13 protein-coding genes are annotated in these 14,091 nt (G+C 40.4%); 5 read left to right on the forward strand and 8 right to left on the reverse strand.

Going from position 1 to position 14,091, the window contains the following annotated elements; all coding sequences use genetic code 11:
• The first annotated feature begins 383 nt into the window (after positions 1-383).
• The gene (locus M886_RS01790) at positions 384-770 is read left to right on the forward strand and encodes a translation initiation factor IF-5A (protein WP_015411446.1); all 387 of its coding nucleotides are present in this window, start codon (positions 384-386) and stop codon (positions 768-770) included.
• Between the two features lie 106 nt (positions 771-876).
• Entirely contained in the window at positions 877-1,752 is an 876-nt protein-coding gene (gene speB, locus M886_RS01795) for an agmatinase (RefSeq protein ID WP_048039666.1), read from the forward strand.
• Positions 1,753-2,032: 280 nt separating this feature from the next.
• Here speB and M886_RS18825 read toward each other — a convergent pair whose 3' ends face one another.
• The 4 genes from M886_RS18825 to M886_RS01815 all read right to left on the reverse strand — a co-directional run bounded on the left by M886_RS18825 (position 2,033) and on the right by M886_RS01815 (position 3,666).
• Positions 2,033-2,209, reverse strand: a complete 177-nt coding sequence (locus M886_RS18825) for an MM0924 family protein (RefSeq protein WP_167333146.1) — start codon at positions 2,207-2,209, stop codon at positions 2,033-2,035.
• 216 nt (positions 2,210-2,425) lie between these two features.
• Positions 2,426-2,605, reverse strand: coding sequence for an MM0924 family protein (locus M886_RS01805; RefSeq protein WP_011032875.1), 180 nt, complete (start codon positions 2,603-2,605; stop codon positions 2,426-2,428).
• 472 nt (positions 2,606-3,077) lie between these two features.
• Positions 3,078-3,281, reverse strand: coding sequence for a helix-turn-helix transcriptional regulator (locus M886_RS01810; protein WP_011032877.1), 204 nt, complete (start codon positions 3,279-3,281; stop codon positions 3,078-3,080).
• A 1-nt stretch (position 3,282) separates the two neighbouring features.
• Positions 3,283-3,666: a DUF2178 domain-containing protein gene (locus tag M886_RS01815; protein WP_011032878.1), complete on the reverse strand. Its 384-nt coding sequence runs from the start codon at positions 3,664-3,666 to the stop codon at positions 3,283-3,285.
• Between the two features lie 731 nt (positions 3,667-4,397).
• Here M886_RS01815 and M886_RS01820 point away from each other — a divergent pair.
• A complete protein-coding gene (locus tag M886_RS01820) occupies positions 4,398-6,485 on the forward strand; it encodes a cation:proton antiporter domain-containing protein (RefSeq protein ID WP_048050546.1) in 2,088 nt (695 codons plus the stop codon).
• Positions 6,486-6,711: 226 nt separating this feature from the next.
• Here the strand turns inward: M886_RS01820 and M886_RS01825 are convergent, their stop codons facing one another.
• The 4 genes from M886_RS01825 to M886_RS01840 form a co-directional block, all read right to left on the reverse strand.
• Positions 6,712-7,074: a P-II family nitrogen regulator gene (locus M886_RS01825; protein ID WP_048050547.1), complete on the reverse strand. Its 363-nt coding sequence runs from the start codon at positions 7,072-7,074 to the stop codon at positions 6,712-6,714.
• Complete coding sequence (locus M886_RS01830; RefSeq protein WP_048050548.1) at positions 7,064-7,795, reverse strand: DUF1538 domain-containing protein; 732 nt, start codon at positions 7,793-7,795, stop codon at positions 7,064-7,066. The genes M886_RS01825 and M886_RS01830 overlap by 11 nt, the downstream gene beginning before the upstream one ends.
• The gene (locus M886_RS01835) at positions 7,792-8,484 is read right to left on the reverse strand and encodes a DUF1538 domain-containing protein (protein WP_011032882.1); all 693 of its coding nucleotides are present in this window, start codon (positions 8,482-8,484) and stop codon (positions 7,792-7,794) included. The genes M886_RS01830 and M886_RS01835 overlap by 4 nt, the downstream gene beginning before the upstream one ends.
• Positions 8,485-8,814: 330 nt before the next feature.
• Entirely contained in the window at positions 8,815-10,806 is a 1,992-nt protein-coding gene (locus M886_RS01840) for a monovalent cation:proton antiporter family protein (protein WP_048050549.1), read from the reverse strand.
• A 984-nt stretch (positions 10,807-11,790) separates the two neighbouring features.
• Here M886_RS01840 and kamA point away from each other — a divergent pair.
• Both kamA and ablB read left to right on the forward strand, forming a co-directional pair.
• A complete protein-coding gene (kamA, locus tag M886_RS01845; protein ID WP_048050550.1) occupies positions 11,791-13,050 on the forward strand; it encodes a lysine 2,3-aminomutase in 1,260 nt (419 codons plus the stop codon).
• A 174-nt stretch (positions 13,051-13,224) separates the two neighbouring features.
• A complete protein-coding gene (gene ablB / locus M886_RS01850) occupies positions 13,225-14,070 on the forward strand; it encodes a putative beta-lysine N-acetyltransferase (RefSeq protein ID WP_268745871.1) in 846 nt (281 codons plus the stop codon).
• The last annotated feature ends 21 nt before the right edge of the window (positions 14,071-14,091 follow it).

Here is a 14,091-nt window from a genome sequence, read left to right on the forward strand (position 1 = left end):
TGTCCATCGAAATTAATAATAATCGCCTTTGAACTTTAAAAAATAATATTTTACTCAAATAAATAAAACTGCCCGGTTTTTCGAGAGAAATCCTCTGAAATTATGCCCGGAAAAACGAAATCTCGCATAAGCGTTATATACTCTAGGATAATTAATCGTATTAGTCTCGACCTGTCAGGTTGCACAGGCATTCAGATAATAATTACTTCCAGCTTTTCTATACGAGCAGTTAAGTAAAGTATGGATGAAAGGGTAGACAGGCTTAAAAATTAAAAAAGCCTTCTTATACCACTTCACCGGAATTGGCGCTGAAAACTTTAGATCAAATCCGGTATGACGTTTACAGCTTATTATAAATATATAAAATGTAAGGGAGAATCACTATGAAACAGCAGGTAGAAGTAAAGGAACTTAAAGAAGGAAAATATGTAATTATTGACGATGAAGCATGTGTGATAAAAAGCATTACCAAGTCAAAACCCGGGAAACACGGAGCCGCAAAGGCAAGAGTAGAGGCAATAGGCCTTTTTGACGGCCAGAAGCGCTCTTATATCGGGTCCGTAGCAAACAAAGTTTATGTCCCGATCGTGGAAAGAAAGAGTGCACAGGTTATCTCAATCACCGGAGACATTGCCCAGCTTATGGACATGGGAGACTTTTCGACTTTTGAAATCGTAATTCCTGATGAATTAAAGGAGAGAGTAAAAGAGGGCGAAGAGGTATCCTATATCACAGCCCTCGGAAAGGTCAAACTCGATATAAGGACGTAATCATTGAAAAACAGACAAACAAAAACTCAGGTTAATACAGACCCTGAGTTCTCTTTTTTACTAATTAAACAATTTACATCAGGTATAATTTACATCAGGTAAGAGTATGTTTTTACCCAATTCCTTTATAGATGCCCTCGCAGATTACGAATCTGCACGCTACGTAATTTTTGGCGTACCCTTTGATAATACCTCTTCATACCGTGCAGGCAGCCGCTGGGCTCCGGATGCTATGAGGCAGGTTTCTGCAAATTTTGAGAGTTATAACCCGGTTTTCGACATAGACCTTGTAGACCTTCCGATATATGATGCAGGAAACCTGGAAACTTCAGCCTCGGTTGACGAGACCCTGAGGGACCTTTACGAAGAGGTAAAGGCTCTGCTGAACGACGGAAAGCTTCCTATTATGCTTGGGGGCGAGCACTCCCTGACTTATTCTACGGTCAAAGCCTGTGCGGAATTCGCAGGGGATGATTTCGGAGTCCTTATTCTTGATGCCCACTTTGACCTCAGGGAGGAGTACAGAGGTTTCAAACACAACCATGCATGTGTATCCCGGAATATTCTGGAAAATATCACGGATAATCTCGTTTCCATAGGTATAAGGAGCGGGCCCGAAGAAGAATGGATTTTTGCCAGAGAAAATAAGCTGAGATACTACACGGCAGATGATGTTGAATCCATAGGCATGGTAGAAGTCCTCAAAGAAGCGATTGAATCACTTGACTGCAGCCAGCTCTACCTTTCCCTTGATATGGATGCAATAGATCCCGCGTATGCCCCCGGACTGGGAACACCTGAACCTTTCGGGCTGAGTGCCAGGGATGTCAGGACTGCGATAAGGACCCTTGCCCCTTACTCAATGGCTTTCGATGTTGTTGAAATTGCCCCTGAATACGACTCCGGACAGACAGCGATGCTCGGAGCAAAACTTATGAGAGAATTTATTGCCTCTCATGCAAAAAGCTGCATCAAAAAATAAAAGAATAAAATGAAAGCATGAGCTATGAACTGTAGACCTGCAGGTAAAACGGTAAAAACAGGAAAATATTAGCTCTCAGTATCAGCTTTCAGGAAGCATTTACTGTTGAAATTCAAAATAACCGTCACTGATAGAGCAGTTTCAGCCCAATGAAGAAAATGCGGGGATGGATAAAAATATTCCATTCAAAGACTTTTCTGCTACTCAGTCCTTTTATTCAACTGCTCTATCTGACAGCTTTCGGTTCAAAAAACTGGCTTGATTATTCTCGTTTTCCCTTTTATGCACGCCAGACCGCTATGATCTTATCGATTGCTATGTGCGTGTATTTTCCATTCTTGTCAAGAGTGAGAACGTTATCTGCGCAGGCTTTAACCTTTCCGTTAAAAACGTCTGAACCCCCACAGTAAACATCCAAAACTTCGTCAAAATAGTGCTCCACTATAAAACACTGCATTTTCTGCACCTCGGTGTGTTCATTTTCGCTCCTGTGGAATAAAGGATCAGCTTCCACCCAGGCAATGGAGAATAAAAACCTGGCTGGGCAAAAAAACCGGGCTAATCCTTCAATCCATAGAATTATTCAGCGATACAGATAGCTCAAAAAAGGATTATGGCTGTCCTTTTTTTCCCTGTCTGCCGCGTTATATCACCTTAAATCTGCAATTCGAAATTACTGCGGCCACATAGCTATGATTTTATCAATGGCTATATGTGTCAGTTTTCCATCATTTTCGAGGGTGAGTACATTATCTGCACATGCTTTTACGCTTCCTTTGAAAATGTCCGGCCCGCCACAGTAAACGTCTACAGCACTTTCGAGATAGTGCTCCACTATAAAAGATTGCATCATACTTTTACACTCCTGCTGATCTCCCTTTTCGGGAAACTGGTTTTGTTTATTCGGCTGTTCCTGCTTTATTGTCTGGATACCGGTTATCAAACCGATACAATAGAAACAGGTACCCTGTTAAACTAACTGCTCATTCCTTATAAGTTTATTTAAAAACTAATCTTGATTTTCCTGATGCAGAGCCTTCAAAATTAACTGGTAAATCTAGCTTAAGTGAGAAAATCCCATATCATTGATAGACAGCGATTTTACAGGAAATAAAGCAAGAAATATATACATTTTACTTCAGGTTTATTTGCGTAAAGGAGAAAAGGAAAGCTAAGTTTATCTGAAAAAAATATGAGGAGGTTGCTTTTATAAAAAAATCGGAAAAAATACAGAAAAAAAACGGAATAAAAGATTTTTTACCGATTCCGAGAAAAAGTAAGAAAAAAGTAAGAAAAAAGTAAGAAAAAACATATCAAGAGCAGTCTTACTTCCCTTTTTCCTCATAGAGAAAGATGTCTTCGATATTTGCGTTAAAAAGCCGGGCAAGCTTGAAAGCAAGGTCGAGGGAAGGGTCATACTTACCTTTCTCAATGGCATGTATTGTCTGCCTTGTGACCCCAACTCGGTCAGCAAGGTTTTCCTGGGTAAGATCGTGCATTGCCCTGTAAACTTTAATTTTGTTTTTCATATCAGCCACCGTATTCCCTGTTATAATACATATAAAACAGGGAGTAAAGCACAAGAACTCCGCAGCCTGCATAAGCCATGAAGAACCCCAGATCCACGTATCCCGGATAAGTATCTCTCATGGCTATGAGGGCTGCACCTCCAAGGGCAAAGCCCAGTGCAACTATCTGGAGAGTAATGCGGGAAGCTTTCTGGCTCACCTGATAGATCCTTTCATCTTCGACCACGCCTTCCAGCCTGCTTTTCAGAATATACATAACAGCCATGCCTGCAAGCACGACTCCTACAGCTAGCACAGGATTTCCTATAGATGCCGAGAAACCTACCACAGCTCCAATCATCATCACAATCAGGAGAGAAACTATCCGGAATTGCTTTCGCTTCATCTGAAACCACCTTGTTTTCCATTTACAGTTTTAATTAGTAGAGTTATTATTTAGTCTAAAAATTAAGTAAAGCTTTAAAGACAAATAGCAAAATTAAATTAACATAATGTAAAGAAAACATTACATTATGTAAAATAGCTAAGGTATTATTTAAAGATATCTGAAAGAAACAAAAAACAAAATGTTGAAAAATCCCTGCAAATTGATTTTGAAAAAGTATTGAAGATATTCTCTGGAAAGAGTGCCTGTAGCTCGAGCAATTGACAGAATGACTATTTTTAGAGACCAGATAATCTTAACATGCCAGAAATCAAAGTCAAAATTAAAAAATATAACAGTAGAAATTGGATACAACAGTTGAAATTTCAAAAGCTCGAGGATGTAATCGTGGATATAAATACCATGTCAGCAACACGCCAATTATTAAAAATATATATAAAGTAAGGCAGGTATTTCATTTTCATTTTGGGAATATTTCCCGGAGGAATAAGCCTTAAAGTTTGAAAACATCAGTCAGAAACCAGAACGAACTATTAGAAGAATTCAAATAAGAAGAGAATATTATAAACATTATGGAGGATAAATTTTTAAAATATGTTGAGATTATATTTTGCATCACTCTCTTCATACTTTTTCTAATTTCCAGTTTCAATACACCTTCATGAACTAATTGAGTAGACAATGACATCAATGACATAATTTATTTTTGCGTTTTCCGGGGAGCGAAATAGATGGAAGACTATTTGCTGGCAAATGTTGATGTGATTCTCGGCTTTGCAGTCGTAATTCTTACTATATTTTATAGATTTGAATTCCCTCCGATACTGGGCTTTCTTGTAACCGGGATGCTGATAGGGCCTTACGGTCTTGGAATCCTGAGCGGAGGGGAGATAGACATGACTTCCGAACTCGGAGTAGTCTTTCTGTTATTTACGATAGGAGTAGACCTCTCCTTAAATGACCTCTGGAAAATGAAAAAAGCCATAATGGGCGGAGGAGTTCTTCAGATCCTTTTTACAACAACTCTAGCTTTTATTATATGCACATGGATTGGATTCAGTTCTGCCACATCAATTTTTATAGGGCTCCTGATTTCACTTAGCAGTACCGCAATAGTACTCAAAGTTTTTCAGGACAAAAACGAGGTTGATACCCCACACGGAAAAACTTCACTCGCAATTCTGATCTTTCAGGACCTTGCCATAGTCCCTCTTATTCTTATAACTCCAATACTTGCAGGAAGTTCCATAAGTTTTGATGGAGCTTTTTCCAATATTTTCTTTAAAGGCTCACTGATCATCTTTGTTTTTATCCTGAGCTCCAGATTTCTGGTCCCCTGGATATTTTACTGTGTAGGCAGGACAGGCAGCAAACAGTTATTCCTTGTCAGTGTTGTTTTTATATGCTTATCCGCAGCAGTCTTTACATCAAGCATTGGCCTCTCTTTAGCCCTTGGAGCTTTTTTAGCCGGGATAGTCATCTCAGGGTCCCAGTACAGCCACCAGGCGATGGGAAATATCCTGCCTTTGAAAGATATGTTCATGAGCTTTTTCTTTGTGTCCATAGGTATGCTTCTTAACATCAGCTACCTGCTTGATCATCTCCCTCTCCTGGTTCTGGCTGCAGTCGCCCTTATTATTATAAAATCAATTGCAGGAATGCTTATCACCATTATTCTTGGATATCCTCTCCGTACAACTATAATTACAGGGCTTGCACTTTCACAGGTAGGAGAGTTCTCATTTGTTCTTTCCAAACTGGGGCTGGAGTATTCTCTCCTGTCGAAGGAGACTTACCAGGCATTTCTTGCAGTTTCAATCATTACCATGGGAGTTACACCCTTTTTGATCAATGCTTCTTACAGGCCTGCTGAGTTCATTGTCAAAAAGGCTTCAGATTCTGTATATGGCATGAAGCTCGTACGTGGCTTTTGCTCAGGTCCCTTTGAAGGGAAAGAATGCGTTGAACCTGAGATAAAAGATCATCTTATAATGGTAGGTTTTGGATTTTTCGGAAAAACGATTTCAAAAGCTGCAAAAGCTGCAGGTATTCCATACATCATCCTGGAAACAAACCCCGATATTGTTAAGCAGGAAAAAACAAAGGGTGAAAGAATACAGTATGGAGATGCAACATTCGGGGCTGTCCTGGAACATGCAGGAATCAGGAACGCAAGAGTGCTCATAACCGGAATATCCGATTCTCTTGCCACAAGAAAAATTGTAGAGAAGGCAAAAGAGTTGAATCCAAATATCTATGTAATTGCAAAGGTTCGGGAGCTGCAGGAAATGAAGCACCTCCATCACCTGGGTGCGGATGAAATTATCCCTGAAGAATACGAAACCTCACTAGAGATATTTGTCCGCCTTCTCGAAAAGTATCTTGTGCCGAGGGAAAATATTGAAAAGATGGTAAATGATTTGAGAGCTAACGGTTACAGAAGATTGAGAAAACTGTCAGTCGATCAGGATACAGATAATGAATTCAGCATAAAGGATGAGCTTCCGGGTGTTGAGATCCAGGTTCTTAAAGTGGGGAAAGGGTCAGGTTTTGACGGAAAAACTCTTGCAGAGATGGAATTCAGGAAAAAGCACGGAGTAACAGTACTTTCTGTCCGCAGGGGCTCAGAAATGATTCACACTCCTGAAGGCGATTTCCTTCTCAAAGCAAAAGATGCCTGCGTTCTTCTGGGAAAGCCTGAAAGCCTGCTCAATGTGAGAAAGTTGTTTGAAAGCATCACCGGAGAAGTAAGACCTTCTTTTCAATCCGGGAGTAAAATTGAGCTGATCCCAAAACCGGATTCATTTCCACATAACTAAAAGTTCAGAATTACTTAAATACTCAGGAATACAGACAGGCATTTTAAATTCGAGGTTAAGAGAAGTGGACTTAAATTCTGGGACCAGCAACTATTATTGAAAGCCTGCAGGAGTAATTCTGAAAGGGTAATTCTGAAATAATGAGAGGCAAATGAAGACTATTTTTCTTTATATTGCAATAAACATCTGATGTCAGAAAGATATCCACATTACCCCGAACGTCTATTTATGAACCGGAACTTTTCTGTGATCTGTCATGCATTTCACAGAAGTAACGGGTGATGCCAAACACTTTCTCCAGAGGGACTGTAAATCCTACGCCTGTTCCAGGCTCATCGAGTTTTACCGCCTCAGTAATGGATTTCAGGATATTGTCTGCTATACATGATTCGGTTATGGTAAGAACGATTTCCTTTTCAGGTTCTATCATCAGACCAAGAATACTCTTATTTTCGTGTATACCTGTGCCGCGCCCGTATAAGATTGTCCCACCCTGAGCACCAGCTTTTCTGGAAGCTTTGACCACTTCATCCCCCCATCCTTTTTTCACTATAGTTACGACCAGTAGAAAATCTCCTTCACTCGACATTATTTATACCTCCTTTAAATCGTATATAAACACCCAGCAGCATAACAAAGATAATAGGCGCAAGAGCGATCATTGCGATCAGGCCGAAACCGTCTACAAGGGGATTTCCGCCTTCCTGCGCCGAGGCTACGCCAACTGCCATTGACATGAGAAATGTCACAGCCATAGGGCCTGTTGCAACTCCACCAGAGTCAAATGCAATAGCTATGAAGTCCTTGTCGCATAACCATAACAGAACAAGGACAAGTAAGTATCCTGGAACTATTATATAAAGGAAAGGAATCCCGTAAACCAGTTTTGCCATTGCGATGGATACAAATACCGCAACTCCGGAAGAAAGCGTATAGAGCATGAGCTTCGAGCTGATATAACCGCTGGAAGATTCCTCTATTTGATAGCATAATACCCTTACAGCAGGTTCTGCGAAGGTGGCAAGAAACCCGAGAACAAAACCTATCGGGATTAACAGGCTCTTTTTATCAGAGCCACCAAAAAATTCACCTATTTCCGTTCCTATCGGGAAAAAGCCATTATAAACTCCGTATAGAAACAGGATCATTCCAATTGCAGTAAAAAAGATTCCTGTAAAGAGCTTAACCAGCTGTGATCTGGGGAGCTTCAGGTACAGGCGCTGGAATACGATAAAAAATATCACAAGAGGGATAAGTGCCTGACTTACTTCGACAACTACAGACAGTATCCCTTCTGTACTTTCACTCATGAAGACAGTACCCCCAGTAGCATCAGGCTGAGTATGGGACCTATAGAGGCAAAACCAATGAGCCCAAACCCTTCAGAAAGCTGGGATCTTTCCTGCAGTACCGAAGCTGTCCCGATCCCCAGTGCCATAATTACAGGCACGGTCATTGGTCCGGTGGTCACACCTCCCGCATCAAAAGAAATAGCACGGAACTCCGCCGGTGTGATAAAGGACAGAAAGATTATGAGAAGGTAGCTTATTGCAAAAAGATATTTTATAGGGATTCCGTAAATTATCCTGAGGATGGAAACGGTCACAAAAAACCCTACTCCAACACCTATTGATACTATCAGTATATTTCTGTCTATGCTGTCTTTTGAGACTGAATCGATCATGCTGCTCAGGACTCTTACATCGGGTTCCGCAACAGTTGTCAGAAAAGAGAGAAAAAATGCTGCAACTGCAATAAATATCAGTGATCCGTGCTTTGGCAAATTAGACCCTATCGCTTCACCCATTGGCAGCATGCCCAGTTTGACCCCCATAAGAAAAAAAGTCATTCCTGCTATGACCATTATTGTCCCGGTCAGGAAGGACGCCAGATGTCCCAGGTTCGAGCCGAGAAATACCAGCATGATCACTATCACCGCCAGTGTTAGAGGCAATACCGCCTGAATAACTTCAAGAAAAGTCTCTTTAAAATCTCTCATCATAAGAATTTTCCACCAGATAAATAATGAAAGGTAGCCATAAACGTGAAAAGCGGAAATATTCAAAAATATTTAATTAACGAGACTGAATTGGAATCTAAATTGCCGCTAATAGTCATCGAAATTTCAGTTTGCAGGTCTGAAGCTACGCAAGATTAAGTATTAAGTATTGTTAAATGTAAGCACTAATAAGCGTGTAAGTATTAATAAATTTACATAATAATATAAGTAAATATTCATGTATTCATATTCGCGTATCCTGACTTCCGGCGTTATCCCTGAAATTGTTTATTTTCAACCTTACCTGAAAAATACCGGGATAAAGAAACATTATCCCACCTGATCTTCAAAAAGCTTTTTAACTTCATCAAGCTTTTCAGGAGGGCTGATCACAAGCAGGATATCGTTTGAATGGATTTTGGTCTCTGCCTGCAGCTCGGAGATAAGTTTATGATTTCTGGAAATTGCAAGTATAGAGACTCCATATTTTTTCCTAACGTTGAGATCTCCAATGGTCATCCCTGCCGCCCTGGAAAGTTCCCCAACCCTGATACTCCTTATTTCCACATCTGCAAAATCGAGAGCCAGGTCGCAGAACTTTTTCCGGGGAATGTCAGGACTGCGAAGCATCCTGTAATGGTCGGAGCGTAAGGTTGAGCCCAGAGAATCGATTTCATTTGAAGGAACCAGATACCTGTGGAGCACTCTTGTGAAAATTTCTATTGAGCTTTCAAACTCATCCGAAATAACTTCATCGGCTCCGGCGATATGAAATTTATCCAGCTCGCTCAGGAAATGTGTCCTGGCAATAATATGGACTTCAGGGTTTAGCCGCCTGGCAGCTTCAATAACTCTTCTGGCACTTACCGGATCCCCTGCGGTCACAACAACCGATTTCGCAGTCCGGATACCGGCATGTTCCAGAACAGCTTTCTGGGCAGCGTCTCCATAAAGGATATGTTCTCCTTTCTGTTTCTCCTGTCTGACGGTTTCAGGATTGATCTCGATTATCCGATAGGGGATAGAAGATGACTTTGCAGCTGCTGCGACATTTCTTCCATTTATTCCGAAACCTATCACAATCACATGGTTTTCAGGCGCATCTTGAGGTACGTGCTCCTTAAAATGCCTGTACCACCCGGTTTTTACTATTGAAGGTAAGGGGAGAGACTCGGCAAATGATGTAGTCCGATATCCCATGCTCATTATGAAAGGAGTGAGTACCATGGAAATTACGGCGATATCTAGAAACTCCTGATAAATTTCAGTAGTTATCAGCCCGCTCGTAAAGCCTACCTTCGCAAGAATCAGGGAAAATTCCCCAACCTGAGAGAGGGAGAAACCGACCAGGATCATGGTATGCAAAGGAAAACCTATAAGGAAAGTGCTAAGGGAATTTGCTGCAGCTTTCAAAATCAGCACTCCAAGAGTTGCAGCCAGTATTAAGGGTAAATGTTCTCTTAATACACCCAGATCAAGAAGCATCCCCATTGAAATGAAAAAAATGCTCATAAACATATCCCTGAAAGGAATTAAGTTTCCAAGCGCCTGAATCGAATATTCGGACTCTGAGATGATCAGACCGGCAAGAAAAGCTCCAAGAGCCAGAGAAAGACCGACCATGGAAGTCAGCCAGGCAACAGAGAGTCCGATTGCCACAACACTCAGGAGAAACAGTTCGCTATTACGCGTCTTTGCTACCTGGAACATAATAAAAGGGACTGCATATCTGGCGCTGAATATAGTAAACAGTATAAGCCCAAATCCCTGCAGGATAAGTTCTACGAAAGATTTTTCCGTTCCCTGAGTTCCCGCAAGGAGAGGAATCAGGAGAATTATCATTACTGCAGCTACGTCCTGGAAGATCAATATCCCCAGGGAAGTCCGCCCGTGAAGACTGTAAATTTCCCCTTTTTCCTGCAAGATTTTAAGGACTATTGCCGTACTGCTCAATGCCACCAGGAGTCCGAGGAAAATTGCAGTTTCTCTGGAAATTCCAAGAATGAGGAAAATAAAAGCGGCAGCAAGAGTAGTTATAAAAAGCTGCAACCCTCCTCCAAAGATGACTATTCTGCGAAGCTGCAGGAGTTCACGCAGGGAAAATTCCATCCCGATAGTAAAGAGCAGCAATATGACTCCTATCTCAGCCAGCATTTCAATATTGCCCAGATCTTGGACCAAGCCCAAACCAAAAGGCCCCGCAAGGATGCCAACAAGCAAAAAACCCACCAGCGGAGCTATTTTCAGCTTTGAGAAGGTGAAAACTACGGGAATAGAAAGCCCGAAAATAATGAGTAAGTCGGTTAAAAGATCTGTTGCCATTAATATATATTTAAATTTCAAATGATATAAATTTCATCATATTATCTATTATCGAAACATTGAAAATCTGTAACCGAAAAAAATGAAAAAACAATAATGAGGGACCAGTAATGAAAAAAGAGTGATGAAAAATCAATAATGAAAAATTTAATGGCGAAAAAATAATATTTTAAGAAACTGACGACAAAAAATTAATATTTTTAACCATTAATCGTCCTTCATGCAGATAGAAAATATTGGACATTATTTGAGTTGATCTCAAAAATCATTCAGTGTCATTATAGATAATTTAATATTTAATTTTAAAATTCAAGTTTTAATTTTAGAATTCAAGTTTTAATTTATAATTCAAATTTTATTTTATAATTCAAATTTTATTTTATAATTCAAATTTTATTTTATAATTCAAATTTTATTTTATAATTCAAATTTTAATTATAGAATTCAGAACTTAATAGGTTATTAACGGAGCGAACTTTAAAGGGATAAAAGTTTAACCCTTAGAAAAGCTCATTTTAAAATCGATATAAAGTTTTTATCAGGATGGAAGAAGAAGAATAGTTTTTCTATATAGAAATTATCTATTCTGGAAGCTTTAAAAGGTTATTAAAAGAATTAAACTCTTTTTTTTCAGGCTTGCAATATTCAGGAATGATTAAATAAGGAATAATCTGGATCCTGCTACATTATAAAAGAATAAAGAGATAAAACAGGTTTGAAAGAGAAAAAACTGAATATAAAAGGAGCTTTTTTGGAGCTTTTCATAAAAATATAAGGATTATTACAGCTCATTTCGATAAAAAAGTATTTAATAGATGTGTTTAATCTTAAAATTAATCAATTATATACGCATTTTCTTTAAATAAGCTGGGAAAGACAGGATTTAGTTCATAGAACATATTTAAATTTTTCACATATTATAGATATTTTATGTTCTGGACATCTGTCCCTTAATTTTTCTTCCAGCAGTCACGAGGTTTAAACGTGAAATCCAGGATAAAAGACTGTTTTAATGCATCCGAAGAAGAATTTTCAGACTGGAAATGGCAGTATAGAAATAGAATTACCACCGTTGAAGAACTCGAAAAACTGATTCTGCTTTCGGACACGGAAAAGAGAGACATAAAGAAAGCACTTGAGGTTTTTCCAATGGCTATTTCTCCTTATTATGCCTCACTTATCGACCCTGACGACCCGGAATGTCCTGTAAGACTGCAAGCTGTGCCACAGTCAGCCGAGCTTCAAAAATCTTCCCGGGAACTTGAAGACCCTCTCTGTGAGGACCAGGACTCACCATCTGAAGAGAGCTGTATAACCCACAGGTACCCGGATAGGGTTCTTTTCCTAATCTCAAACCGCTGTGGGATGTACTGCAGGCACTGCACTCGCAAGCGCAGGGTCGGCAACAGAGAGCATGACTATTCTGAAAAAGCAATAACGGAGGGAATCGAGTACATCCGGATGCACCATGAAGTAAGGGATGTGCTTCTTTCAGGAGGAGATGCCCTGCTGGTATCTGATGAAAGGCTGGACTGGCTTTTAGGTGAACTCTTCAGCATTCCTCACGTAGAGATAGTAAGGTTAGGTACAAGAGCACCTGTGACCCTGCCCCAGCGCATAACCCCGGAACTGTGCGAAATCCTTGGAAAATATCCGTCGGTCTGGCTCAATACTCATTTTAACCACCCAAAAGAGATCACTCCTGAAGCTAAAAAGGCAATGAATATGCTCGCCTGTGCTGGAATTCCACTTGGCAACCAGTCCGTACTCCTCAGAAGGGTAAATGACTGTCCGGTGATAATCAAAAACCTCTGTCACGAACTCCTGAAGATAAAGACCAGACCTTATTACCTCTATCAGTGTGACCTCTCTTTTGGGCTGGAACATTTCAGAACCTCAGTTGCAAGGGGCATAGAAATAATAGAGATGCTAAGAGGGCACACATCAGGGCTTGCAGTCCCTACTTTTGTGGTCGACGCTCCGGGAGGGGGAGGAAAAATTCCTGTAGGGCCCAATTACCTGATCTCAAGCTCGGATACAGGAGTTACTCTCAGAAACTACGAAGGGGTAATCTGCGTATATCCGGAACCTGCAGAGTACTCCTCAAAGTGCCAGCAAAAATGCACTATCTGTGATAAGCACCCAGGGCTTAAAAGTGATACAGGACTTGCCAGGCTTTATGATGAGGAAAATGGTGTTATCGCCCTTGAGCCGGAAGGACTTGAAAGAAAACAGCGTTTCTGAAAGGAAAAAATTCCGGAAAAACAGGTTATCTAAAATTAAAAAATGTATTTAAACTGAGGAGGGCCAGCCACGAAAAAAAACGTCTCCTTAACGCTCGAGATCAAAGAAGAACTTCCCGGGTACTGGATAAATGCAGAGTTAAAGGAATCCGAAGTAAAAAGAGCCGAACTTATAATTGATTATTATAACAGAAGAATAAAAGTCATGGACTTTATCGGACGTTTTGAGGAGATTGCAGGAGCCCTCAAAGCTCTGACAGGAACCGAAAAAATGGGAAAAATAATTGTATATACCCCTCCGGAAAAAAAGGACGAACCAGAAACCTGCGGTTATATGGAAGAAGGGATTATCAGGGGATATTATGCAGGAAAGGACTGCCACATTTATTCAAACTACCCTGAAAGTTCCAGGGAGACGTCCTTCTATAAAGAAAAAGAAGACCGGATTATCAAAAATTGCCTTAGAAAAGATAGAGGGACCGGAAAAAACCAGAAAAAAAACAAAATTTCACGGAAAAAAGATAACTGGAAAAAACGAAAAGAGAAAAGCCGGCTTCCGGAAGGGTATACGCTAAGACCTGCAGTTCAGGCTGATGCCTCTGCAATGGCAAGCCTGTACAGCCAGGGATTTGAACTATATCCCACTCCCCTGCATATGGAAAACTACATTCTCGAAACAATGCACTCAAATGTACTTTATTTCCTTGTGGAAAAATACGGAAAAATTGTAAGCCTTGCCTCAGCAGAAATGGACCCAAAAAACAGAAATGCTGAAATAACCGACTGCCTGACAATCCCTTCAGAAAGAGGGAAAGGGCATATGAAAGAGCTTATCAGAGCCCTGGAGAAAGAACTTTCAGAAAGAAGCTTCCTGACTTTCTATACCCTTTGCAGAGCTTCAGCCCCCGGAATTAACGCAGCCTTTTCTTCCCTTGGCTATGCCTTTACAGGCAGGCTTGTGAACAACTGCAGGATAGGAAACGGATTTGAGGATATGAACATCTGGTGCAGGATGTTATGAATCCTCTCCAGAAAACCGGGC

Origin of the sequence: Methanosarcina soligelidi (assembly GCF_000744315.1) — an archaeon.
GTDB classification, from domain to species: Archaea; Halobacteriota; Methanosarcinia; order Methanosarcinales; family Methanosarcinaceae; genus Methanosarcina; species Methanosarcina mazei.

What these genes read in the sequence shown, in the direction of transcription:
- M886_RS01790 (WP_015411446.1), top strand. Translation starts at nt 384, where the DNA reads ATGAAACAGCAGGTAGAAGTAAAGGAACTTAAAGAAGGAAAATATGTA.
- speB (WP_048039666.1), top strand. Translation starts at nt 877, where the DNA reads ATGTTTTTACCCAATTCCTTTATAGATGCCCTCGCAGATTACGAATCT.
- M886_RS18825 (WP_167333146.1), bottom strand. Translation starts at nt 2,209, where the DNA reads ATGCAGTGTTTTATAGTGGAGCACTATTTTGACGAAGTTTTGGATGTT.
- M886_RS01805 (WP_011032875.1), bottom strand. Translation starts at nt 2,605, where the DNA reads ATGATGCAATCTTTTATAGTGGAGCACTATCTCGAAAGTGCTGTAGAC.
- M886_RS01810 (WP_011032877.1), bottom strand. Translation starts at nt 3,281, where the DNA reads ATGAAAAACAAAATTAAAGTTTACAGGGCAATGCACGATCTTACCCAG.
- M886_RS01815 (WP_011032878.1), bottom strand. Translation starts at nt 3,666, where the DNA reads ATGAAGCGAAAGCAATTCCGGATAGTTTCTCTCCTGATTGTGATGATG.
- M886_RS01820 (WP_048050546.1), top strand. Translation starts at nt 4,398, where the DNA reads ATGGAAGACTATTTGCTGGCAAATGTTGATGTGATTCTCGGCTTTGCA.
- M886_RS01825 (WP_048050547.1), bottom strand. Translation starts at nt 7,074, where the DNA reads ATGTCGAGTGAAGGAGATTTTCTACTGGTCGTAACTATAGTGAAAAAA.
- M886_RS01830 (WP_048050548.1), bottom strand. Translation starts at nt 7,795, where the DNA reads ATGAGTGAAAGTACAGAAGGGATACTGTCTGTAGTTGTCGAAGTAAGT.
- M886_RS01835 (WP_011032882.1), bottom strand. Translation starts at nt 8,484, where the DNA reads ATGAGAGATTTTAAAGAGACTTTTCTTGAAGTTATTCAGGCGGTATTG.
- M886_RS01840 (WP_048050549.1), bottom strand. Translation starts at nt 10,806, where the DNA reads ATGGCAACAGATCTTTTAACCGACTTACTCATTATTTTCGGGCTTTCT.